Raw genomic sequence first — 22,096 nt, forward strand, 5'->3', positions numbered from 1 at the left:
TTGTCACTAACCAATATAACATTGACAACTACTTTTATCACTTGTAAAATTCGGTTAATTTAATGAAAGAAGGGATTTTATGGATTTATTACCAATGCACCAATTTAAGACTTCTGACGGCGCTCAACTTGAGTACTTTGACACTGGCGAAGGACAACCAATTATCTTTATTGCCGGCTACCGAGCTAGTGCTCAAACATGGTTACCGCAAGTTCGTCATTATCAATCTAAATATCGCGTCATCGGTTTAGAAAGACGCTTTAATGGCAATACAATTTCACCTCTACATAACAAAACAATCTTTCGCCAAGGCCAAGATTTACATGATCTAATTACATATCTTAATTTAATTCAGCCAATCGTGGTTGGTCATTCAATGGGCGGTTCCACCGTGATGGCCTACCTGGCACTATTTGGGGATACCAACTTAAAAGCCTTTGTCAATGTTGACCAAACTCCAAAAATGGTTAATGCTCAAGATTGGCACGCCGGAATGTACGACCTAAATATGGCTAATATGGGAACATACTTTGATAATCCATTGGCAAGTCCATTTTATAAAACACCGACTCCCGAGCTACTACAAATTATGAAAACTGTCGCAGCACAAACTGACGACTCAAAGTACACATTACAACTGACCAAACCGCTGTTACTATCACATGCTTGGGCAGACTGGCGGGGTATTTTAGAAAACGTTACAATTCCGACCCTATTTATGGCCGCAGACCATAGTCCATTTTGGCCTAGCGAACACGCTACCTTAGCAGCTAACCTGATGAAAAATGGATCCGCAGTTATTTTAAAAGATGTTGGTCATGGAATGGAATATGAAGATCCCCAGCAATTTGAGGCTGCCTTGGATGAATTTCTAAATTCTGTCGCTAAATGGAAGTAATTTATTGCTTGATAAATCGTAGTAAAGTTTGATATTACAGCTTTACTTGTCCTCTAATTAGAATAATCACTTTATAAAATCTCCGCAAAAATTGGTTGAAAATTTTGCGGAGATTTTTTATTAATCTGGCAAGCCGTTTTAGTTACCGCCAAATTGGTTATCGGTTTAATTAATCAAATGATTACTGCCAATTAATTTTAAAATGATTGCTTCTAGACTAAAAAACAGTGCTATACTGAAACACGTCGCGAACAAAAAGATACACAACATGTTGTGTTTAATTTCATACAATTACATATTAACCACCACATATTGTGGTTAATGTTTATTTGAGAGGGGAAACACATTGACTAATTACTTTAAATTTTTATCACACCAGCTAAAAGGTTGGCCACAACAAAATTACTACCTATTTTTCTTTAGCCTCGGTTGCCAGGTCATGACATTAGTGGGCTCACCAATTACACCTTTAACAGTACTAACTTTCGTTGGTACCACTTTAGGAGTACTCTGCGTGCTTGCCATTAATGCCGCTAAATCCGTTAATGGCTGGCTTGGTGTTTTATCAGCTATCTGTTTTATCGTGACCGGCTTCGCTGCAAAAAACTATCTCAGTATGGCTGAACAGTTGGCCTACGTACTCACACTTGATATTCCTGTCTTAATCAGTGCTAATTGGAACGTCAACATGGCTGCCAAGATTCGTAAATTTACTGCCAATAGTTGGACAATTGCGATCATTGCAACAGTCATTGTGTATGGTATTTCTGGCTATTTAATTAAAATTTTAACTGATGATCCTCGTCCATGGATCGATGCCATCAGTTTCTCAATCAGTTTAACTGCTGGTGTCATTTGCTTCCTACGTTTCAACAATCAGTATTTCTGGTGGGTCGCATCTGGCTTAGCACAAATGGTATTGTGGTTTGTTTCGTTCCGGCAAGGTTCGGCCACATTAGCAATGTTTATTAACAGTTCAATCTACTTAATTAATGATGTCTTAGCATTCACCATTTCCCCTTGGTATAACAAAAAAGAACGTGCCCGTGTGGTGTCACAAGAAGAAGATTATGCTGCTTCAATGAAATTACAACAAAGTAAAACAACTGTTTCCGCACATTAAAAAAAATCTCCTAATCGGAGATTTTTTTGTCGTTTCCGTTTGCTTGTTGCCGGTTGGCAATTGATCGATTGAGCAACAACACCAAAATCAATGCAATTACGGCATAGAAGGCGCCGCCAAAACTAATATTGGCAACTCCCACCGAATGAACCAATGACGAAGCTGTCGCCGAACCAATTGAAATACCAAAATTAAAGAAAATTGAGTTTAGCGACGACGCTAACAGTAACGATTGCGGATAATCACGTTCAGCTACACTTAAAAAGTGAATTTGAATTGGTGAATTCAACAGGGATGTTGTCAAAGTAAGCAAGAGCAAGAGCACGAGCCCCACTAACTTTACCCCTAAGCTAAATGGCAATAGTATTAATAATACAACTTCTGCAATAAAAACCAGCGGCATGGCTTTTAAACCAGCCAGCGCGGCAAGTACGCCAGAAATTTGATTACTGATAATATTCATGATCCCAATCAAGAATAATAACCAATTAAGATTATTTAGGTTAAATCCTAATTCGGTCGTTAACAATGGTCGGATATACGTATAGTACGAGTACATCGTTGCAGCACCAAATAGCACTAAGGCAATTCCTAAATAGATTCGTGCATCCTTTAATAACGACAGTTGATTGCCAAGCGAACTTTGCACTGCCTTACTATCCTTGGGCAGTAAAACACACAAAAATACCAGCGTAATAACACTGACAACACTGACCAGTAAAAACGCATAACGCCAACCAAATCTTGTACTAATCGCCGTGCCAATGGGTACTCCAAACACTGATGCAATACTAAAACCTGAAAAAATCCACGACACTAGTGCGGTTCGTTTTTCTCGCGGCGCAATCATTGTCGCAAACGTCATCACTAACGAAATAATGACCCCGGCAACACAAGCAGTCATAATTCGTGAAATTACCAGACTAACGTAATTGGGCGCTAAACCCGTAAATGTATTCCCCACTAAAAAAATAACCATCAAAACGATTAAAGTTTTATACCGGTTAAAGCGACTGGAATAAATTGTAATAATCGGTGTACTAACGGCATACACCGTCGCAAAAATGGTCACTAAATAACCAACAGTAGCCAAACTGACACTAAATTGACGTGCTCAGAAATGATTCCCACCATAATAAACTCATTACAACCAAGCATAAACGCGACTAATACAAGCACTATTGCCTGTAATCGATACTTTTTCATTAATTCAATTCCTCCAGAAACTAACTATATAACTATCCTACTACTTTATCTAATCAAAGATAATGATAATTGATATAGTTTTAGCCATAAAACAACCCCATTATTATTAGAGTGATTACTAATAATAATGGGGTTACTGCTAGTTATAATACTATGCTTTATGGTCTAATTCATCCTTGTTGTCATTCAGCTTTTTTTCAGCAGATTCTTTGGCCTGATCGATTTTTTCTTTAGCCTTACCTGCTAATTTTTCGCTTTTCCCTTGGGCCTCGCGTGCTTTATCGCCGGTGAGTTTGCCTTCAGTTTCCTTGAGCTTACCTTTTAACTGATCGCTTTTATTACCTAATGACATTTGTCGCCCTCCTTTGATTAAATCAGTAACAGTATCCTTAACTTTAATCTTATCAGAATGATAATTGTGTGTAAAGAAATATGCAGTGACTTGCCTTATTTTCAGCAGCCAAAAATTAATCATTTTAATACTTTTACCAAATAGATGATGCACAGCCATGGAAATTGGCTATAATGAAACTTGATGATACTCAGTAAGAATATTGTCCATCTTAAGGGAGGCTGTAATATGCAGACTAATCGTTCAGTTAGACAACTCATTATTCCAGCAATGTTTGTTGCTGCCACGGTAGTAATTTCGCGTTTTTTCATTATTCCAGTGCCAATGACCCATGGTAATGTTAACCTGTGTGACGCTGGTATTTTCATGGCCGCACTCCTCTTTGGTCGTCGCGACGGCTTAATTGTGGGGGGACTTAGTGGCTTTTTGCTAGATTTAATTTCTGGTTACTCGCAATATATGCTTTTTTCGCTAGTAGTTCACGGTTTGGAAGGCTTAATTGCGGGCTGGTTAGGCTATCAAGCAACTCGTAAAATGCAATTTTTCGCGTTATTTATTGGTATAATTGTCATGGTAGGTGGCTACTTTATTTCTGACACTATTTTATATTCATTAACTCCTGGATTACTGGGTGTGCCAATGAATCTATTACAAGGGCTGGTCGGTGCAGTAATTGCATGGCCACTATCCATTCGCCTGCGTAAATACATCAATCGTTAACACTATTAGAAAGTGAGAGCAGTGTTATGCAATCGACATCCCCAGTCCTAATAGCACAAGATTTATCCGCCGTTGGTACCATTTCAATGAAAGTTGCCATCCCCATTCTCAGCTCATTAGGAATTCGAATTTCATTGTTGCCAACGGTCTTATTGTCGACTCAAACAGAAGGCTTTCATCAGCCCATCCGGCAAGGCCTAAGTCCGTGGATTGAACAAACTGTCCAACATTGGCGCCACGAGGGCATTCACTTCGGTGATGGTCTAATCGGTTACCTCGGCAATGAACAATTGGTTGACCAACTAACCGGCTTTGTTGAAAATAAGATGCTACCGACGATCGTGTTGGATCCTGTCATGGGCGACCATCGACTACTCTACCCAGGTTTACCTAGCAATTATCCACAAACGATGCAGCGACTACTATCACATGCTCGCATTACCGTCCCCAATATTACTGAGGCTCAATTACTGACTGGCATTACCGTCAGCGATTTCCCGACAAAGGCTGATAAAAAAAGCCTCTTGCTGGCGTTAGAAAATGAAATGCCGGCCGGCGGTCACGCAATTATTACCGGGGTGGCAGTGGATAATCAATTGGGTTGTACCTGGTTAGAAAATGGTGACGTTAATTTTTATGGCCATCAAAGTTTGGCCGGTCATTTTTATGGTAGTGGTGACGTATTTGCCGCACTATTAACTGGGTTTCTTAATCGGCAAGAACCGTTAAATGCAGCCATTAAGCTAGCTACTAATGGCACCTTTTTAGCCTTGCAGACAACTGAAAAATCTTCGCTGAAGCGACGCTTTGGGATTGATTTATCGCAGCTATTGGTGGCGTTGGCAAATTATGTACGGACTGGCGCCTTAACTAGCTAACGGCAAGAGAAAAACAATTTTTCTTTGCCGTTTTTATTTTAATGTGGCATCATACAAACTTGCGTACAACGATCATTGGAGCAGTATGGTTCGTCCTTTGAACCATGCTACTCCAGTTTTGTTATACTCCCAGCTTTTTAAGCGCAGTTAGTCGCACTCAGTTTCTAATTTAAACTGTTTTTTCTCGGCCAGATACCTAGGGCTAAGACAACAGCGACCATCAATAAACTCAAAAGTCGAGTTTATCAATGGTCGCTGTTATCTTAGCCTACGGTATCTTAACGGCCTCGCTCACACTCTTGTACGTTAGCTTATCAAAGCACACCATCGTCACCGTTTGAATGCTTGATGGCTGCTGCAAAAATCTTTTAATTGTGGTCACCGCAATTTGTGCTGCCTGGTCCAGTGGAAAATGGTAAACTCCCGTGCTGATCGATGGAAATGCTACTGTGGTGCAGTTATTTTCAGCCGCCAATTGCAAACTGTTACGATACGAATTCTGCAATAATTGCACCTCACTGTGGTCCCCACCACGCCAAATTGGACCTGGGGTGTGAATCACATATTTGGCCGGCAAATTATACCCGCCAGTAATTTTGGCTTCGCCGGTCGGGCAACCGTTAAGCTTCCGGCATTCTGCCAATAATTGCGGTCCAGCAGCGCGATGAATAGCACCATCGACGCCGCCACCACCTAATAATGTTGTGTTGGAGGCATTGACAATGGCATCCACGGTAATTTTCGTAATATCTCCTTGAATTATTTTAATTGTCCCCATGCTGATTACCTCCATTTACCTTTCATTATAATCCGAATTGACTTTTAATTAGAGTTTGATGAAAACGGGTTGTATGATTTTCATAGTGATGGTATCATGCAACTACAAATAAATCGTAATTGCCTATATAATGCCGTGATATGGTCGGCGAGTTTCTACCCAAAGCCGTAAACTTTGGACTATAAGCAAACTGAGTGAATCACTAGCTCTTTTTGCCTATGCAAAAGGAGCTTTTTTAGTTGCATAGTTGAAAACTCGTCCTTGCCATCACCGTATCTATATTATAGCAGTTGCAGTAGGAGGAACATTTTTGAAAGCTGCAAACACACTGGATTCATTTTCAACCACAACTAGTCGAACAGAGCCCGAGGTTTCAAACTGGAAAGCGGCCATTTTAGGATTACAACACTTATTAGCAATGTATTCTGGTGACGTCCTAGTACCGTTATTAATCGGTGGTGCCCTGCACTTTACAGCAGCCCAAATGACTTATCTAGTTTCAATTGATATCTTCATGTGTGGTATTGCAACTTTACTCCAACTACGTAAAACCGCATTAACTGGAATTGGTCTACCAGTAGTTTTAGGTTGTGCTGTGCAAGCCGTAGCACCGCTGCAATCAATTGGTGGCACATTGGGCATTACGTATATGTATGGCGCTATTATCTGCGCCGGATTATTCGTCTTTTTAATCGCAGGACTATTTGCCAAAATTCAGAATTTATTCCCACCGGTGGTCACTGGTTCATTAATTACCGTCATTGGTTTTACATTAGTCCCGGTTGGCTTTCAAAATTTAGGTGGCGGTGATGCAACGGCGAAAGCCTTTGGCAGTTTGCCTAACTTAGCAATTGGATTCATCACCATTATTATTATCCTAGCAATTAACGCCTTCGCCAAAGGATTTATTCGCTCAATTGCCATCTTAATTGGTATTTTAGCAGGTTCCTTGCTTGCAGGTGCAGCCGGGTTGGTTTCACTGCAACCAGTTTCAGCTGCTACATGGTTTCATTTACCACAACTATTTTACTTTGGCGTTCCCAGTTTCAACGCATCCTCTATTATCACCATGATTTTAATTTCATTAACCACCATGGTCGAGTCAACCGGCGTCTTCTTTGCCTTAAGTGAAGTCACCGGCCAAAAATTAAATAATGAAGATTTAAAACGCGGTTACCGTGCTGAAGGAATTGCGGCGATGTTAGGCGGCATTTTCAACACATTCCCGTACTCCACTTTTTCACAGAATGTCGGTGTCTTGAAATTATCTGGTGTTAAAACACGCAAACCGGTTTACTTCGCCGCTGTTTTCTTAATTTTCTTAGGTTTATTACCAAAAGTTGGTGCTTTGGCAACCGTAATCCCAACTGCAGTGCTAGGCGGCGCCATGATCGTTATGTTCGGTATGGTCGGTTTGCAAGGAATTCAAATTTTGAAAAAAGTCGACTTTAACAAAAATAGTAATCTACTGGTTGCCTCAATGTCAATTGGCTTGGGGTTAGGGGTTACAGTTTATCCTCAAATTTTCCAACACCTGCCCACGGAATTACAAATTATGTTAAGTAATGGCGTAGTCGTTGGTAGTGTGACTGCAGTTGTCTTGAACTTAATTTTGAATCGTCATTCAGCAGCAAATAAGTAGCAAAAATCGTGAGTTGCAATTATGCAATTCACGATTTTTTATTTCACACGTCCCCGATATTTCCAAGTAACAAACGTGTAGCCTAAAATGATTGTAATTAATGGATTTAAGTATGGATAAAATGCTAGTGGAATATATTGAAACGGATTAACTCCTAACGTACCTGCAATAAAAATACCGCTAACACCCCATGGCACCAGAGCGTTGATATCGGCCCCGCCAGTCGCTAACGTGCGCGACAAATATTTCAGGTCAATGTTTGGTTCTTGATATGCCTGCTTAAATGCAGACCCAGGTAAAATAATTGATAAATACTGCTCACCTACTAACAGATTTACGCCAATACCACTAAGCGATGTCATTAAAATTAAATTACCAGGACGGCTAACTAAACTCATAATACTATTTATAAGCGTGTTAACCACGCCCATTTTGATCAATAAGCCACCCAGCGCAAGGGCACAGATGATTAATGAAATCGAACTTAACATACCATTAATTCCGCCACCAGACATGATCACATCGGTTGCATCACCAAAATGCGCGTGGTACCCATTCATCAACATCGTCCCGATTTTGCCGAGTCCAAAATGCGGATGACCGATGATAAAGATGATCATTGCAGTTAATGAGCCAGCCAGCAAAGTGGGAATCGCCGGTACTTTAATCCACGCAAGGAACAGAACCATCATCATTGGCAACAGTAGCCAGGCGCTTACCTGAAAATTATTACTCAATGCTTTACTCATGGTCATAATTTTATCAGGGTTGGTCGCACCACTTGGTACACCAGCAAATAAATAAATCAAGATCGTAATAAATGCCGCCGGTACTGCAGTGTACGCCATATTTTTTAAATGTTGATAGAGGTTAACACCAGCAATACTAGTAGTTAAATTAGATGTATCCGACAGTGGTGACATATTATTACCAAAAAAGGCGCCCGAAACAATCGCACCCGCAGTTAACGGTGCAGAAAACCCAAAAATATGACCAATGCCAAGCAATGCAATTCCAATGGTGGAAATAGTAGTAAAGGCGCTGCCAATGGTCATGCCAACTAACCCACAAATTATAAAAGCGAGTGGCAAAAAGAAACGGACCGACAGAATCTGAATACCGATGACCATGATGGTAGCGATCGTTCCCGTCGCCAACCAGGTTGCCACCAACAAACCAATCAGCAAAAAAATCATAATTGGAATAATTCCCGGCGTAATTCCTTCGACCACTCCAGCAAACATGTCGTCCCAACTAAAGTGTCGTAAATAGCCATAGAACAGTAGTGCAGTGAACACCAGTAATAATGGTATTTGTGGTGCCATTTGATATTTGATAATTAAAATTCCTAACACGAGAAACATGAACACCATGATGCCAATACTTTCCCATAAGCGCATTGGCTGTGTTGCTTTTAATTTCATTATTGCACCTCTTCATCGAACCTGATTCATCCTACTCAAGTGTTGATGATCCGAGGGTCAAAGTCAATTAAGTTAATTGAAATATAATCTGATTCTAATCAGGATCACTTAAATTAAATTACCAAACAAAAAATGCCGCCACTCACGTAAAAAACGTAAATGACGACAGTTATTAAGTCTTAGTCTTTACCCGTCAATAAATTTATTGACTCGTTTTCGATTAACCATAATCAAAATGACATAAGCAACGAACAAGACAAAGTTGGTCACCGTTCCAATTTCAAAAAGTGCACTATAACTGATACTTTCAATGATTAAACCACCGGCAAGCGGTCCTAACGCCCGGCCTAGCGATGAAAATGCATTGACATATCCTTGATATTTACCCTTTGCACTATATGACGACAACTGATTTACAATTGCTGGGATTGCAGGGACAACCAGTGCCTCGCCCAGTGTTAACACAATCATTGCACTCACGAAATTTTGGTACTGCGTGGCGTGCATCAAGATAATGAATGAGACAGACAGCGCAAACGTCCCAAAACAGATTTGGAAATACAGCGTATTGACAAACCGACCAACAAAGCCAACGGCCAGTTGGAAAACCACAATTAAAACACCATTTAGAGTCCACAATAAACTATACTTTTCCGTTGAAATGCCTAACTGTAGCATATAAATTGAAAGATTACTCATCCATTGCTCGTACATAATCCAAATAATAACCAACCCAAATAACAGGGAAAAAATAAGAACATAATTCGCATGATTCATATTTTTATGTTTAACTTTGCCACTCTTGGTGCGCTTTTGGTTAATGATATTAATTTTTTTGAAGACCGTTAAAACAATCACTGAACTAATTACATACAATACACTAATCGTCATAAATAAAACAGAAATGCCGATATTATATAGTAACCCAGTGATTGCTGCACCAACGACTAACCCCACATTTTCAACCAAATACAACATGTTAAAGACCTGCACGCTGTCATATTTTCTGATTTTTGTGGCTAATGCGTTGATGATGGTTAAAATCCAGCCTGTTCCAAAGCCAAAGAAACAAAGTAAAATTGGATAAGCTGGCCAACCATTGAGGAAAATCAACATAATGATTGTCACTAATGTAATCACTTGGCCAATCACGTTCAAATGGAAAGTGTTCATTTTATCAAATAACACACCCGACAAATAGGCCCCCAAAACATTTGACAGTGAATAAAATAATAACACGATCCCGACTGTTACTAGTGATTCATGAAGCTTGTTGTGCATGTAGATTGTGGTCAACGGCCAAACGCAGCTGTAACCAACGTTGTTCAAAAAAGCCAAAATGCAAAGCCATTTCAACCTTATTTGCATGATATCCCACCTATTATTAGTATTACTCTATCACCTCAATTGTCCAGTATCCGCGGGATAAAGTCAAATCAAGATTGCAACTATTACCGCAACTTAAGCAATTGATGGAGTATAATGTGCACTAACTATCATCGAAGGAGCTAATTAAATTGAGCAAACAAAAATCGGCACAGGTTCATTCTATTTTTCAAAAAATTGCCCCCAGCTACGATAAAATGAATTCAATTATCAGCCTCGGTACTCACCACAGCTGGCGCCAGCACGCCACTAACCTGCTTAAATTACGACCAAATAGTCATGTTTTAGATGTGTGCTGTGGTACTGGCGACTGGACAATTGCATTAGCTCAACAAATCAATCAAACCGGTCATGTTACTGGCCTTGATTTTAGCAATAGCATGCTAGCTGTCGCACAAGATAAAATTGCTGCACAACAATTAAATTCTAAAATCACTCTGTTACAAGGTGATGCAATGAAATTGCCGTTTGAAAACGATCAATTTGACATTGTGACAATTGGTTTCGGGCTGCGCAACGTTGCCGATGCACTCAAGACACTGCAAGAAATGGTGCGGGTCTTGAAGCCTGGTGGCCAGTTAATCTGCTTAGAAACCTCCCAGCCAACTGCGCCAGTGATTCGACAAGGATGGGAATTGTATTTTGGTCACCTAGTTCCGCTACTAGGAAAAGTACTAGTCAACGAAAAGCAAGAATACACCTATCTGACCGATTCTACCCATAATTTTGTCAACTACAACCAACTAGCTTCAATGTTTTGGCAAGTGGGACTAAAACAGGTTTTTTATCGCAGAATTATGCTTGGAGCAGCAGCAATTCACACGGGCTTTAAATCGTTAGAATAAACATGGATGAAAATTAATTGCGATATTTTAATAAGGACACAAGTGTAAAGTCTTCGCTCAGCTGCAAATAGGGCCCAATACGCCATAAGTGTGTATTGGGTCCTATTCTATTGTCGGTTATAACTTGCCGCTGTAGCAGCGTCGTTCTTTTGGACAACGTAGTACGATTTTTTACAGCTTAGTTTGCACTCTACCAAATATTAACTCGTTTATCCGGTGCAACGTACATCGCATCCCCCGGTTTGATCCCAAACGTTTCATAAAATTCAGGCAAATTTTGGACTTGGACATTAGCTCTTAATTTAGCAGGTGCATGGACATCAATGGACAATAATAACTGCATATATTGTCTTGTCGCCTTCATGCGCCAGATGGTCGTCCAATTAATAAAGAAGGCCGTCATATCCGCGTCACCTTCGCTCTTAGCAGCTTCAAGTGCGCAACTTAACCCACCGCCGTCAGCAATGTTTTCGGATACTGTTAATTTACCATTCACTTTTTGACCGACATACTCGATCCCATCAAATTCAGTCACCATTTTTTGTGCTAGCGATCTGAAATGAGCCGAATCTTCAGCGGTCCACCAATTATTCAAATTACCATATTCATCAAAGAGTGCACCATTATTATCAAAAGCATGTGAAATTTCATGTGCAATCACAGAACCAATCCCGCCATAATTTTCACTACTGCTCTGCTTCAGGCTATAGAACGGGGCTTGTAAAATGGCCGCAGGAAAAACAATAATATTGCGGAATGGATGGTAATAGGCGTTAACGGTAGCGGCACTCATTTCCCATTGATTGCGATCCACTGGTTTATTCCACTTAGCAAATAGGTTTTCACGAACCACCCGTGTAATAGCCAGCACATTAGTCAATAACGATTCGTCTGGGTTAACATGCAATTTTTGGTAGAGCGGGTCGATCTTATCTGGATAGCCCACTTGAATTCCTAGTTTGCTTAATTTCAAGATTGCCTTGTCACGTGTTTTCTTGCTTAACCATGTGTTGTTAGCTAGGCGATGTTGGTAAACGCCAATCATTTTTTCAACCATCTGGTGCACATCATTTTTGGCTGTCTCACCAAAGTATTTACGGCCATAATAATCACCGACGACTTGGTCGAAAGTTCCGGAAGCCAGGTAATAAGCAAATTTCTTTTGCTTCATCGGTGCTTTGCTCCCTGATAAAGCACGGCTATATTGCCCACTGGTAACCCGAAAGTTTTCATCTAAGTAACGACTCATTCCATAAACAGTTTGAACAATTAGCCAACTCTTAAATTCATCAAACTTACTGTCATTGATAATTTGATCCAATGAACTAAAATATTTAGGCTCAGCAACAATAATCTTTTCAGGTTGTGTGCCGATTAGACCAGTTACAATTGCACCTAAATCCAGAGTGGAACTATAGGTATTAAACTCCGCAGCTGTTTTAGGGTTGTACATTTTACTGTAGTCAGCTGATTCTTCTGCACTCTTAACAAATGGTGCTAGTGAACGGTCAAACGAAAGTGCTTGTTCGATTAACTGGTCCCCTTCTTCAAGTGAGTAGCCAACTTTGCTCAGTAATTCTGCCATCATGTCGCTAAAAGTTTTAATTAGGATATGTGCATTTTCATTTAATTCTTCGTAATACGTCTTATCTGGCAAGATTAATTTAGGTGCTTGTGCAAATAGTGCGTTAACTTGCGCATTTTTCATGTCAGCATCAATATCAAACATGATTGGCGCTGGCATTCCGTCTTTCAGCCAGTCCACCGCAATTGCCTGAAAATCTGCAAAGGAGTGCAGTTGATTAATCTTGGTTAGGTATGGCTTCAATGGTTCAATTTTTTCTTGCTTACGACGGTCAAAATCATTGGCCAATTGATACAACTTAACAAATTCCTTGATCATATCAGTTTGTGGTGCTACTTTGTTGCTGAGCATTTGGTCAAAATCACCCATCAAAAGTTTATCAATATCATCGACTAAATCATTAAACCCACCAGTTGCAGGTTTGTCATCCGGAATGGTCGCTTGTTTAATCCAATCACCATTTACGGCTTCGTATAAATCATCTTTGATTAGTTTCTCATTAATTGCCATAATAGCCTCCTAGTATTTTTACATCTATTAATTATAACCGTTTTCATTACGGTTGGATATTGATCTATCGAAAAAGAGTTTGAATAGCTATCGTCATGTAACCTAAAAATTTGACTAGCGCCATTCGAGTTTGAATTACGCTAGTCAAATTTTTTTGTTGTATGAAGATATCTGCGACTGTGAACACGTTTTAACTAAAGAAATGAACCAACCCACTATTGGAGTTAGTTCATTATTGTTAAAATCCTATTCAATATTCAGAATCCACATAAATCCTAAGAAAACAAAGAACAGTAAGTACATAATTGGATGAACTTCTTTACCTCGTTTTGCAGTAATCATTGTAATTGGATATACGATTACCCCTAATGCGATTCCGTCAGAAATACTGTAAGTCAGTGGCATCCCCAGCACAATTAAGAACGAAGGGATGGCAACTTCCATCTTATCCCAGGAAATATACTTCAATGACTGGGACATCAGTACACCAACAATAATTAAAGCGGGCGCAGTTACTTGATTAGTAACAACAGACAGTAGTGGCGAGAAAAACATACCAAACACGAACAATACGCCAGTGACAACTGCGGTTAGACCGGACCGCCCACCAACCGCAATTCCAGCAGAAGATTCAACATACGCACCAACTGGTGAAGTTCCCAGCACAGAGCCAACCAACATCGCTGATGAATCCGACATTAGCGCTTTACCGACTCGCGGCATTTTGTTGTCTTTCATAAATCCGGCTTGTTGCGCCAATCCCACTAATGTTCCAGCTGTATCAAAGAAAGTGACCAGCAAAAACGTTAATACCACCACCCATAATTGAATGGTATTGATATCACCGATATGCATTACACCAACACCAAATGTCGGTGCCAAACTTGGAGCGCCAGCAATTAGGTGTTTAGGCATCGGAATGAGGCCTGTTACCAGACCTAAAACAGACGTAAGCACCATCCCAATAAAAATACCACCAGGAACTTTTCTAACCATAAAAATAGCCGTAATGATGAGACCAAAAATTGTCAACCAAGTGGTACCAACGCTAAACGAACCCAAACCAACAATCGTTGATTTATTAGCCGTGATTAATCCGCCGTCACTCAAACCTAAAAAGGCGATAAATAGACCAATTCCACTGGAAATAGCGTATTTTAGGTCACTCGGAATTGCATCGATAATTAATTCTCGCAGTTTGAAAATTGTGATCAAAATAAAAATTAATGACGCGACAAAGACACCCGCTAAAGCTGTTTGCCATGGCACTTTCATCCCAATAACAACGGAATAAGCAAAGAATGCATTAATTCCCAGAGCTGGTGCCGTCGCAATTGGATATTTAGCGAGTACACCCATTAAAATACAGCCTAGTGCACTTGCCAGTGCAGTCGCAGTGAAAACCGCACCTTTATCCATTCCGGAAGCACCTAAAACACTCGGATTAACAAATAAAATGTAGGCCATGGAAATGAAGGTTGTAAATCCAGCTAATAGTTCGCGGCGAAACGTCGTGTGTAACTCGTCTAATTGAAAATACTTTGTAATTGATGACACTTAATTATTCCCCATTCCTCTAAATGAACATACGAATAAAACAACAGTATTTATCATATAATATTCGTGTTTAGAAGTAAATAGTCTTTTTACAATTCATTCAAATGATTTCAATAATTCGTTTTTAGCTGATTGTGTCAGCCACTGCTCGTGGTTACTGATAAAGTATTGGACCTGTTGATAGTCGCTAAGACTAAATTTACCCTTAATCAAATTTGCGGTCTGCAGCTTCTGGGCAAATATCACGTCACTGCTCTTCACTAAATCACTAAATAAATGATTTTGTTCCGGATCCCAATTTTCAGTCAGTAAATTAACGGCGCGCCGGTATGACTCATCATGACTCAAAACGGATTGTAAGTCTGCCGGTACTAATAGTTGCTCGTTTGTCATTTTGTTCCCACCATTCTTTGATAATTGACGTTATTTGCCACAGTTGCGATTTTGCCACAACTATTCTCAACTGAAAACTGGCTAACTGGTGACGTTAGCACCCACAGCACATTTGAAAAATGATAACTATTAATTTTAGTCTCACCCCAACCATCCGTCAAAATGATTGCTAAAGTATCATTATTAGTTGCGTGCTGTGCTTGCAAATATGCAAAAATACTTTGAAAACTCGTTCCGCCCCCACCGATTCGCTTGAACTGAATCTGACTTTGATTGCGCAATTCGTACGCGTCAGCCGCATGAACTACGGCATCAAAGCTATAAACGGTTGTCAGTGTCTCCGTCGTCATCACAATTTCTTTAATCTGCGTCAGTAAATAAGCAATTTCGTTATCACCCATCGAACCAGAATTATCGACAAAAATATCGATTTTAGTTACCAAATTTGTCACCTGACCAGGCAAATCCATTCGGAGTGGTTGACGGCGATTAAAACGACTATAAGAAGACTTTTTGCCCTGTGGTAAACTGCCGACCGCTTGTTTAATTAACTGTTTCCAATTAAACGATGCCGGTTGATCAATATGTTCCAGCTGTTGTTTTAATTTCCCGGGTAATAATCCACGATCCCTGGTCGGTGTTTGTGACCAAGCCTGAGCTAAAATTTGTTTCAGTTCAGCCGTTTGCTGAGATAATGATTCTACCTTAGTCTCACTATCCCAGCCAGCATGAGTATCTAGCTTGCCGGCTTTTTGCTCACCGTTTGATCGTTTTTCGCTATTAAATTGTTGCCTTGTATCAATCTGATTGCTTTGAGCTTGTTGTCCTGTTTGACCCTTAATTTTATTTTTTTGAATTATTTGTAAGTATGAACTTGAATCGGCCAGTGCTGGCAATCGTTGATCCAACAATTTAGCTAAATCGGCTAGTGTAACAGTACCACGTGGCACCTCTTCCAAATATTGATTGACTGCCACGTCAGTTGCTAAGGTAATATTTGTCTGATGTTTACTAGTTTGATAACGCAGCGGATGCTGCCACACGACGTGCAACACTTCATGTTGTAGCAATGCTAACAGCTCATGCCAGTATGTGACGACCTCCACCAGCTTGAGTGGATTAATCACTAAATTCAATTTGGTTAGTTGCCATTTAAACCCCATGGCACCATCCAGACGATTATCATACTGCCGTGCAATTTGAATCAGTACCTCGCCAAATAATCGTTTAGTTTGCAGCAGTTCAATCACTGCACCACTTAAAATTTGATCAACTTGGTTCTGAACGTCTATTAGTGACATTTTATTTTGCGCTACATCAGTTAAAATTTGTTCGCGTGTTGTCTGAAATTTAGCTTCGTTCATTTGCTTTTACCTCAATCAACGTTTGTGGTTGCCACTTTGCCTAAATATCGGTATAAAGCCAACACAGAGCCACCATCAGAACCGCTCTGAATCGCTGCATACATAGGTTCTAGGATTTTAGCCTGATTTTCAATGCCACCAATTGATTGAACAATTGCATATTGCCCATCTAAACTAGTCAGCTGCAACAGCTGCAAAAATCTGGTTGCAATCGCCGCATCGGCAAATGAATACTCCTCGGCCTGTTCAACACAATTACGCAATAACTGCATTTTAGCAACTTCATTCAATTGGCTGAATTCATTGCTAATTTTTTGATCATCGTTATTTGTTTCAATATCAAAAACAGTCTTAACTGTCAAAACGTCTTGTTTCTCTTTGATAAACTGATCAAACGCAGTGCCAACATTTTCACCTAAATCTCCCTGAAGCAAATTCAGTTGTACTTCTCGACTGGTTTCAGTCGGCAATTTGGCCAATTCAAATAGGTTAGCAGATACTCGTTGCCAGGCCCGTGGCGTTGGATATAAATCATTTTCTCGTTCCTGTGGATGCAGCATTTCTGGTTCGCTCGCAATGTATTGTGTCACTAGTGGGTGGATCTGGACTTGCCCATTAATTTTTTGTTGCGCCCAGTTCAGCCAATCAGCAACGTTCACACGCATTACTAACCGAACAGTCCGATCTTTAATTGCATCATCACCAGCGGTAACCCCATAACTAGTATCCTCAAACCCTGCCATTGTGCTATCTGGATTTTCCGCAATCACGATATGCACCTGCTTTGGTAATACCAATGAATTAATCTCTCGTTGCAACACCAGATTCATTAATTCACTTTGAACGGCTTGCGTACCACGATTAAATTCGTCCAAAAACCAGATAATGGGCTGGTGCTCGTGTTGTTCTGCATACTCAATAATATTGACCAGCGTATGAGAATAACCAAACTGAACATCTGCCAATGAACCATAATTTTTGGTTTGAACAAATGATTCCTTTGTCAATGGCGGCACGGGAATGGCTAGGTCACCCTTCTCTGATAAGCTGACAACCGTAGTAAACAGTTTAGCACCCATATTAGCAGCAACTTGGCCAACCAAAGCTGATTTGCCAATTCCTGCTTCGCCAACAATATTGGGCACATTGCCGGCCCGAATAACAATCGGAACTGCAGTTAATAATGATTGATATGTAAGTGCCATCCAACTACCTCCTCATCTGTTTCACGTGAAACCAAAATACTACTTAATCATCTCTGTTTTAAAATCGCCACCGTCCATTAAATCATTAATAATAAGGTCAATTTCTTCCATTGGTGCGTAAATGCTAAAGACTGCTTCAATATTTGTGCCATTTTCACGCAGTGATTCAGTTACAACCTGTTGCCCTGCTGGCAAATATTTTTTTAAATATTCTGCTACATATTTTGTAACCGAGGCTACTGTATTAGGACTGGGATAAAAAATTTTGATCGTTTCCGTTATCATTATTAAACCTCCGCTGATGGTAATTGGTGTCTCAAAAAACAACTAGTTCGCGCTAAAATGCGGTATTATGTATTTGAGGTGATTCTTGATGCAGATTAAAATTGAACGAATTTATACTAAGCCTATCGACACAGACGGTTACCGTATCTTAGTGGACCGCTTGTGGCCGCGCGGAATTTCCAAAATCAACGCACAATTAGACCAATGGTGTAAAGAGATTGGCCCGTCAACTGAATTACGAAAGTGGTTCAACCACGAAGTCCCTAAATATCCTGAATTCAAACAGCGCTATCTTACCGAATTAAATCAGAACGTAACCTTGCCTTCTTTTTTGCAATTAGTTCAAGAACACTTAAAAACTGAAAATGTGATCTTATTATTTGGTGCTAAAGACGAAAAACATAATCAGGCAGTTGTACTGCAAGAATACATACAATCACAATCATAGATTGTTTCACGTGAAACTAAAGCTTACTATTCTCTACCAGTTGGCCGTGTTCCAGCTGCGGCCATCGATCTCACCTTGTAGTTGGTCGATTCGTTTGAATTGTTCAGTTAAAGTATCTTGCAGTGCTTGATAAAACGCCTGTTCCTTAAAATCTAAGCTATTTTCAATCAGTGTCATCACTTGTTGTTGCACCCATTTTTGTGTGTCCATTTAGTCATCCTCATCTTGTTTCATCATTTCAACTGTCATCGCTAAGTCTGCCAGTGTATCTTCATTCGACTGTAATACAGCCTGGATTTGCTGTAACGATTGTTGAGTGGCAGCTTTTTTTGTGGTATTAATTTTTCGCTTAAGTTGACTGTTGATCCATTCCTCCTGCCCAGCAAAATGGTCAAATTTACTATTAGCAGCGTACTGCTGGTAAGTCGCGTAGAGCCTCTGTTGTTCGATTTTGGTTAGATATGGAAACTGGTAAATTACGAGTGGCGAGAGGTATTTCATGTGTGTCTTATTAGCCAGGGCCTCGTATGGTCGTAAAATCTCAGCCATTGTGAACTGTTCAGCTGCGCCCGGTTGAAATGTTTTGCTCGCCGAACCAGTCGATACCACTAAACCCAATTCCTTGTGTGCCAACGAAAAGGATGAGCCTGTCGCAAATTTTGTTGTCAGCACTTTATCTTGCCACTGTTTCAGTAATGCCGGTGCGCTATACCAGTATAGTGGAAACTGAAAAATAATTCGATCCGCCTGACGCAACAACTGACGTTCCTGTACCACATCAATCAATTCAGTTAATGGATGCCAAGTAACATTTTCATATGTAGCAATACTTTGCTTTAACAATTGTTGAGTTGTTGACTCCGCCAACTTGGGATGGGCAACAATAACCAATGTCTTCATCTTAATTTGTCCCTCCAAAAATCAATTCAATCTGATTTTTTCTAGTGGCGAAGTTAAGCCCTAGAATGGTTTGCTTGAGGATCTTGCTATATTCATCCAGTACATCGTCGGGCAATGGTGTGTGCGCCGAAAATGCGTCAATGAGGTCATCAACTGAATAGACATCGCGAATATCAATAAAAATATTGATACTGCTGACAACATCACGCAACAAATCAGTTAACAATGCATCCGGCTTACCTTCCTCATCCGTGATCACAATTTGAGAATTGGCCACGTGGCGATGATCCACATTCATCATTTTAAGCATGGTAAACACATCAATCATTTGCTCACCCCTTTTTTCTTGATATTGCTAGTAATATACCACTGATCAGCCGATTTGCCGAATTCATTACTCACTAATAATCACCTGTCCCTGCCGCAATAGTTCGTCGGTGATATATTCGCTGGTGAATCGTTGGAGTGGCACCTCCAAATGACGGTCTTTAAACGCCAATGGTTCGACTTTAATGATGGCCACTAGCAGATTATTTTCGCTCAAAAATAATTGACCAACGTGGGTAAATTTACCCTTGGTATGTTTACCTGGGCGCCACGAATGTGGTTTAGCATTTCCCTGGTCATCTAGTTTAAACAGATAATTGCCAGAATTATCAGCTACAAACGGTAGACCGACAAAACGATGCACTTCATATTTGTTTTTCATTATTTAATCCCTAAAAAAATAGATTTGAATCCGAATCGATTCAAATCTATTATATCGTTTTAAAGGCTCGCAAACACGTCATTTAGTGCTTCCGTCATTGTTGGATGAGAATAAATCTGGTCTCGTAAGACGGTTGCCGGTACATGTTGTTGCATCGCTAATGCAATTAAGTTGATGGTTTCATACGCCTCTTCAGCATAAATTGTCATCCCCAAAATCTCCTTGGTGTCGTGGTCAATCACAGCCTTGTACATTCCACGTGGATTACCAATCACGTTGGCCTTAGGCACTCCAGCTGTCGCCATGGTCACAACTTGATAATTCAATCCCTGTGTTTGGGCTTGTTTTTCAGTTAATCCGATTGACGACAAGGCTGGATGCAAAAACGTCGTGCGCGGATAAATCGGCCGGTTAGCTAAAGTGCGCGTTTGGTCACCCAACAATTGGTTGTTCACAATTCGGAAATCATCGAGGGAAACATAGGTGAATTGCGGACCACCATTAACATCCCCCAGCGCCCAAATATTGGCCACGTTCGTTTTCAATTGATCATCGACTAAAATTTCACCGCGATCGCCAAGTTGAATTGTGGTCCTATCCAAATGCAAATCGTCAATATTAGCGCGACGACCAGTGGCAACCAATAAAGCATCAGCTATAATTGTTTGTTTGGTGCCGTCTTTTAAGTATGTCAGTGCCACTCCTTGATCCACATCTGCGACCTTAACTAGTTTTGCCCCAAACGTAAAATCAATTCCATCCGCCTGCATATCTGCTAATGCCATCTGTGCCACCTCGGGTTCATTTTGTGGCAGGATCCCGGCACCACTGCTTAAAACGTGTACTTGGCTACCAAATTGGGCATACATTGAAGCAAATTCCAGCCCAATTGGACCACTACCTAAAATAACCAACTTTTGATTTAACTGATGCTGGTCTAACATTTCACGTGAAGCAAAAACATGTTTACTAGCATGAATGCCTTCAATGGCTGGAATAATGGGTGTCGCACCTGTGTTAATAAAAATTCGATCTGCGGTTAATTGTTCTTTCCCTGAATCATCTGTCACTTGAATAGTTTGATCATCCAAAAATTCAGCATCAGCATTCAACACTGTGGCAGCGTCCAAATCAGCAACTTTATGATAATTTTTATTTCGTAATTTAGTCGTCAATTGATTTTTGATCCCAATTGCCTGGTCATATTTTACGCCTCGCTGCGCATTAATAATCATATTCTTAGTTGGCAGGCAGGCCACATTAATACACGTACCACCATACATTTGCTCGTCTTTTTCAATTAATAGCACTTCGTGACCATGTTGTGCCAGGCTACCAGCCAGTGTTTTACCGGCTTTACCGAAACCAATGATAATATTTTCAAAATGTTTCATTTTATAATTTGCTCCTTCTTGCCTATAATTGACTATGTCAGCTTCATTGTAATTGGATTAAGCTTAAAAATAAATTAGGTACTTTTTAGTTACCACCTGGAGGTTAACATGAAAGAAATTTATCTCGCAAATGATACGTCCTTTGGCTGTCCGGTCGAGGCCACCACCAGTTTGATCGGAAAAAAATGGGTGCCTTCCATTTTGATGATACTTAACCAAAAACCGCACCGCTTCGGTGAATTACAAACAGCACTAAGCGGATGCAGCAAAAAAGTGCTAAAACAACAATTGAATCTGCTAATCACCAACGGCCTCATCAGTAATTCAAAAGTTACAATTGCTAATATGGTTGAATCAACCTATCAATTAACTACTACCGGTGAATCATTAATGCCAATTGTTCTGGCGATGAAAACCTGGGGCAAGCAGCACTTAATTTGTCAGCGAAAATTGGCCTAAAATGGCAAAATAAAACCACTACTAAGAATAACCAG

At 40.2% G+C, this 22,096-nt stretch carries 23 protein-coding genes, 1 pseudogene and 1 riboswitch; of the genes and pseudogenes, 8 read left to right on the top strand and 16 right to left on the bottom strand.

Annotated elements, in window-relative coordinates; genetic code table 11:
• The first annotated feature begins 79 nt into the window (after nt 1-79).
• Together WDC_RS02450 and pnuC are read left to right on the top strand one after the other, a co-directional pair.
• Entirely contained in the window at nt 80-898 is an 819-nt protein-coding gene (locus WDC_RS02450; RefSeq protein WP_044010232.1) for an alpha/beta fold hydrolase, read from the top strand.
• A 346-nt stretch (nt 899-1,244) separates the two neighbouring features.
• Complete coding sequence (gene pnuC / locus WDC_RS02455; protein ID WP_044010233.1) at nt 1,245-2,021, top strand: nicotinamide riboside transporter PnuC; 777 nt, start codon at nt 1,245-1,247, stop codon at nt 2,019-2,021.
• 10 nt (nt 2,022-2,031) lie between these two features.
• On the opposite strand, the pseudogene WDC_RS02460 reads toward pnuC, so the two are convergent.
• Nucleotides 2,032-3,227 (bottom strand): annotated as a pseudogene (locus tag WDC_RS02460) (MFS transporter).
• Nucleotides 3,228-3,378: 151 nt separating this feature from the next.
• Nucleotides 3,379-3,579, bottom strand: a complete 201-nt coding sequence (locus WDC_RS02465; RefSeq protein WP_044010234.1) for a CsbD family protein — start codon at nt 3,577-3,579, stop codon at nt 3,379-3,381.
• Between the two features lie 228 nt (nt 3,580-3,807).
• Here WDC_RS02465 and WDC_RS02470 point away from each other — a divergent pair, with 228 nt between their 5' ends.
• Together WDC_RS02470 and WDC_RS02475 are read left to right on the top strand one after the other, a co-directional pair.
• On the top strand, nt 3,808-4,299 hold the full coding sequence (locus tag WDC_RS02470) for an ECF transporter S component (protein ID WP_044010235.1): 492 nt from the start codon (nt 3,808-3,810) through the stop codon (nt 4,297-4,299).
• 26 nt (nt 4,300-4,325) lie between these two features.
• Nucleotides 4,326-5,177 (top strand): PfkB family carbohydrate kinase, encoded by an 852-nt coding sequence (locus WDC_RS02475; protein ID WP_044010236.1) that lies wholly within the window; start codon nt 4,326-4,328, stop codon nt 5,175-5,177.
• A gap of 268 nt (nt 5,178-5,445) precedes the next feature.
• Here the strand turns inward: WDC_RS02475 and WDC_RS02480 are convergent, their stop codons facing one another.
• Nucleotides 5,446-5,955, bottom strand: coding sequence for an O-acetyl-ADP-ribose deacetylase (locus WDC_RS02480; RefSeq protein ID WP_044010237.1), 510 nt, complete (start codon nt 5,953-5,955; stop codon nt 5,446-5,448).
• Between the two features lie 103 nt (nt 5,956-6,058).
• Nucleotides 6,059-6,157: riboswitch (purine riboswitch) on the top strand.
• A gap of 126 nt (nt 6,158-6,283) precedes the next feature.
• Between WDC_RS02480 and WDC_RS02485 the strand changes: the two genes are divergently transcribed.
• Nucleotides 6,284-7,597, top strand: coding sequence for a nucleobase:cation symporter-2 family protein (locus WDC_RS02485; RefSeq protein WP_044010259.1), 1,314 nt, complete (start codon nt 6,284-6,286; stop codon nt 7,595-7,597).
• Between the two features lie 38 nt (nt 7,598-7,635).
• Here the strand turns inward: WDC_RS02485 and WDC_RS02490 are convergent, their stop codons facing one another.
• Both WDC_RS02490 and WDC_RS02495 read right to left on the bottom strand, forming a co-directional pair.
• Entirely contained in the window at nt 7,636-9,021 is a 1,386-nt protein-coding gene (locus tag WDC_RS02490; RefSeq protein ID WP_044010238.1) for a Na+/H+ antiporter NhaC family protein, read from the bottom strand.
• Between the two features lie 186 nt (nt 9,022-9,207).
• Nucleotides 9,208-10,389 carry an MFS transporter gene (locus WDC_RS02495; RefSeq protein WP_044010239.1) on the bottom strand — a complete coding sequence of 394 codons (1,182 nt, stop codon included), beginning with the start codon at nt 10,387-10,389 and terminating at the stop codon, nt 9,208-9,210.
• Nucleotides 10,390-10,538: 149 nt separating this feature from the next.
• Here WDC_RS02495 and WDC_RS02500 point away from each other — a divergent pair, with 149 nt between their 5' ends.
• A complete protein-coding gene (locus tag WDC_RS02500; protein WP_044010240.1) occupies nt 10,539-11,252 on the top strand; it encodes a demethylmenaquinone methyltransferase in 714 nt (237 codons plus the stop codon).
• Between the two features lie 190 nt (nt 11,253-11,442).
• On the opposite strand, the gene WDC_RS02505 is transcribed toward WDC_RS02500, so the two are convergent.
• The 6 genes from WDC_RS02505 to WDC_RS02530 form a co-directional block, all read right to left on the bottom strand.
• A complete protein-coding gene (locus WDC_RS02505) occupies nt 11,443-13,347 on the bottom strand; it encodes a M13 family metallopeptidase (protein WP_044010241.1) in 1,905 nt (634 codons plus the stop codon).
• A 246-nt stretch (nt 13,348-13,593) separates the two neighbouring features.
• Entirely contained in the window at nt 13,594-14,904 is a 1,311-nt protein-coding gene (locus tag WDC_RS02510) for an NCS2 family permease (protein WP_044010242.1), read from the bottom strand.
• Between the two features lie 96 nt (nt 14,905-15,000).
• Nucleotides 15,001-15,297 carry a hypothetical protein gene (locus WDC_RS02515; RefSeq protein WP_044010243.1) on the bottom strand — a complete coding sequence of 99 codons (297 nt, stop codon included), beginning with the start codon at nt 15,295-15,297 and terminating at the stop codon, nt 15,001-15,003.
• Complete coding sequence (locus WDC_RS02520; protein WP_052497769.1) at nt 15,294-16,661, bottom strand: vWA domain-containing protein; 1,368 nt, start codon at nt 16,659-16,661, stop codon at nt 15,294-15,296. Before WDC_RS02520 ends, WDC_RS02515 begins: the two co-directional genes overlap by 4 nt.
• 11 nt (nt 16,662-16,672) lie before the next feature.
• Nucleotides 16,673-17,866, bottom strand: coding sequence for an ATP-binding protein (locus tag WDC_RS02525; protein ID WP_044010244.1), 1,194 nt, complete (start codon nt 17,864-17,866; stop codon nt 16,673-16,675).
• Between the two features lie 39 nt (nt 17,867-17,905).
• A complete protein-coding gene (locus WDC_RS02530; RefSeq protein WP_044010245.1) occupies nt 17,906-18,151 on the bottom strand; it encodes a hypothetical protein in 246 nt (81 codons plus the stop codon).
• An 88-nt stretch (nt 18,152-18,239) separates the two neighbouring features.
• On the opposite strand from WDC_RS02530, the gene WDC_RS02535 reads away from it, so the two are divergent.
• On the top strand, nt 18,240-18,599 hold the full coding sequence (locus tag WDC_RS02535) for a DUF488 domain-containing protein (protein ID WP_044010246.1): 360 nt from the start codon (nt 18,240-18,242) through the stop codon (nt 18,597-18,599).
• A 33-nt stretch (nt 18,600-18,632) separates the two neighbouring features.
• Here the strand turns inward: WDC_RS02535 and WDC_RS09710 are convergent, their stop codons facing one another.
• The 5 genes from WDC_RS09710 to WDC_RS02555 form a co-directional block, all read right to left on the bottom strand.
• Nucleotides 18,633-18,809 (bottom strand): hypothetical protein, encoded by a 177-nt coding sequence (locus WDC_RS09710; RefSeq protein WP_191978632.1) that lies wholly within the window; start codon nt 18,807-18,809, stop codon nt 18,633-18,635.
• Complete coding sequence (locus tag WDC_RS02540) at nt 18,810-19,499, bottom strand: NAD(P)H-dependent oxidoreductase (protein WP_044010247.1); 690 nt, start codon at nt 19,497-19,499, stop codon at nt 18,810-18,812. It abuts the gene before it with no gap.
• Nucleotide 19,500: 1 nt separating this feature from the next.
• Nucleotides 19,501-19,827 (bottom strand): hypothetical protein, encoded by a 327-nt coding sequence (locus tag WDC_RS02545; RefSeq protein WP_044010248.1) that lies wholly within the window; start codon nt 19,825-19,827, stop codon nt 19,501-19,503.
• Nucleotides 19,828-19,893: 66 nt separating this feature from the next.
• Entirely contained in the window at nt 19,894-20,208 is a 315-nt protein-coding gene (locus tag WDC_RS02550; protein WP_044010249.1) for a DUF7671 family protein, read from the bottom strand.
• 59 nt (nt 20,209-20,267) lie between these two features.
• Nucleotides 20,268-21,602 (bottom strand): FAD-dependent oxidoreductase, encoded by a 1,335-nt coding sequence (locus tag WDC_RS02555; RefSeq protein ID WP_044010250.1) that lies wholly within the window; start codon nt 21,600-21,602, stop codon nt 20,268-20,270.
• Between the two features lie 108 nt (nt 21,603-21,710).
• Between WDC_RS02555 and WDC_RS02560 the strand changes: the two genes are divergently transcribed.
• Nucleotides 21,711-22,061 (top strand): winged helix-turn-helix transcriptional regulator, encoded by a 351-nt coding sequence (locus WDC_RS02560; protein ID WP_044010251.1) that lies wholly within the window; start codon nt 21,711-21,713, stop codon nt 22,059-22,061.
• Nucleotides 22,062-22,096 lie beyond the last annotated feature (35 nt).

Origin of the sequence: Paucilactobacillus wasatchensis, assembly GCF_000876205.1 — a bacterium.
Classification (GTDB): Bacteria; Bacillota; Bacilli; order Lactobacillales; family Lactobacillaceae; genus Paucilactobacillus; species Paucilactobacillus wasatchensis.

Coding starts and splice junctions, on each gene's coding strand:
- WDC_RS02560 (WP_044010251.1), top strand. CDS start 21,711: ATGAAAGAAATTTATCTCGCAAATGATACGTCCTTTGGCTGTCCGGTC.
- WDC_RS02450 (WP_044010232.1), top strand. CDS start 80: ATGGATTTATTACCAATGCACCAATTTAAGACTTCTGACGGCGCTCAA.
- WDC_RS02520 (WP_052497769.1), bottom strand. CDS start 16,661: ATGAACGAAGCTAAATTTCAGACAACACGCGAACAAATTTTAACTGAT.
- WDC_RS02535 (WP_044010246.1), top strand. CDS start 18,240: ATGCAGATTAAAATTGAACGAATTTATACTAAGCCTATCGACACAGAC.
- WDC_RS02525 (WP_044010244.1), bottom strand. CDS start 17,866: ATGGCACTTACATATCAATCATTATTAACTGCAGTTCCGATTGTTATT.
- WDC_RS02555 (WP_044010250.1), bottom strand. CDS start 21,602: ATGAAACATTTTGAAAATATTATCATTGGTTTCGGTAAAGCCGGTAAA.
- WDC_RS02550 (WP_044010249.1), bottom strand. CDS start 20,208: ATGAAAAACAAATATGAAGTGCATCGTTTTGTCGGTCTACCGTTTGTA.
- WDC_RS02515 (WP_044010243.1), bottom strand. CDS start 15,297: ATGACAAACGAGCAACTATTAGTACCGGCAGACTTACAATCCGTTTTG.
- WDC_RS02475 (WP_044010236.1), top strand. CDS start 4,326: ATGCAATCGACATCCCCAGTCCTAATAGCACAAGATTTATCCGCCGTT.
- WDC_RS02530 (WP_044010245.1), bottom strand. CDS start 18,151: ATGATAACGGAAACGATCAAAATTTTTTATCCCAGTCCTAATACAGTA.
- WDC_RS02505 (WP_044010241.1), bottom strand. CDS start 13,347: ATGGCAATTAATGAGAAACTAATCAAAGATGATTTATACGAAGCCGTA.
- WDC_RS02495 (WP_044010239.1), bottom strand. CDS start 10,389: ATGCAAATAAGGTTGAAATGGCTTTGCATTTTGGCTTTTTTGAACAAC.
- WDC_RS02545 (WP_044010248.1), bottom strand. CDS start 19,827: ATGATTGATGTGTTTACCATGCTTAAAATGATGAATGTGGATCATCGC.
- WDC_RS02470 (WP_044010235.1), top strand. CDS start 3,808: ATGCAGACTAATCGTTCAGTTAGACAACTCATTATTCCAGCAATGTTT.
- WDC_RS02490 (WP_044010238.1), bottom strand. CDS start 9,021: ATGAAATTAAAAGCAACACAGCCAATGCGCTTATGGGAAAGTATTGGC.
- WDC_RS02540 (WP_044010247.1), bottom strand. CDS start 19,499: ATGAAGACATTGGTTATTGTTGCCCATCCCAAGTTGGCGGAGTCAACA.
- WDC_RS02465 (WP_044010234.1), bottom strand. CDS start 3,579: ATGTCATTAGGTAATAAAAGCGATCAGTTAAAAGGTAAGCTCAAGGAA.
- WDC_RS09710 (WP_191978632.1), bottom strand. CDS start 18,809: ATGGACACACAAAAATGGGTGCAACAACAAGTGATGACACTGATTGAA.
- WDC_RS02480 (WP_044010237.1), bottom strand. CDS start 5,955: ATGGGGACAATTAAAATAATTCAAGGAGATATTACGAAAATTACCGTG.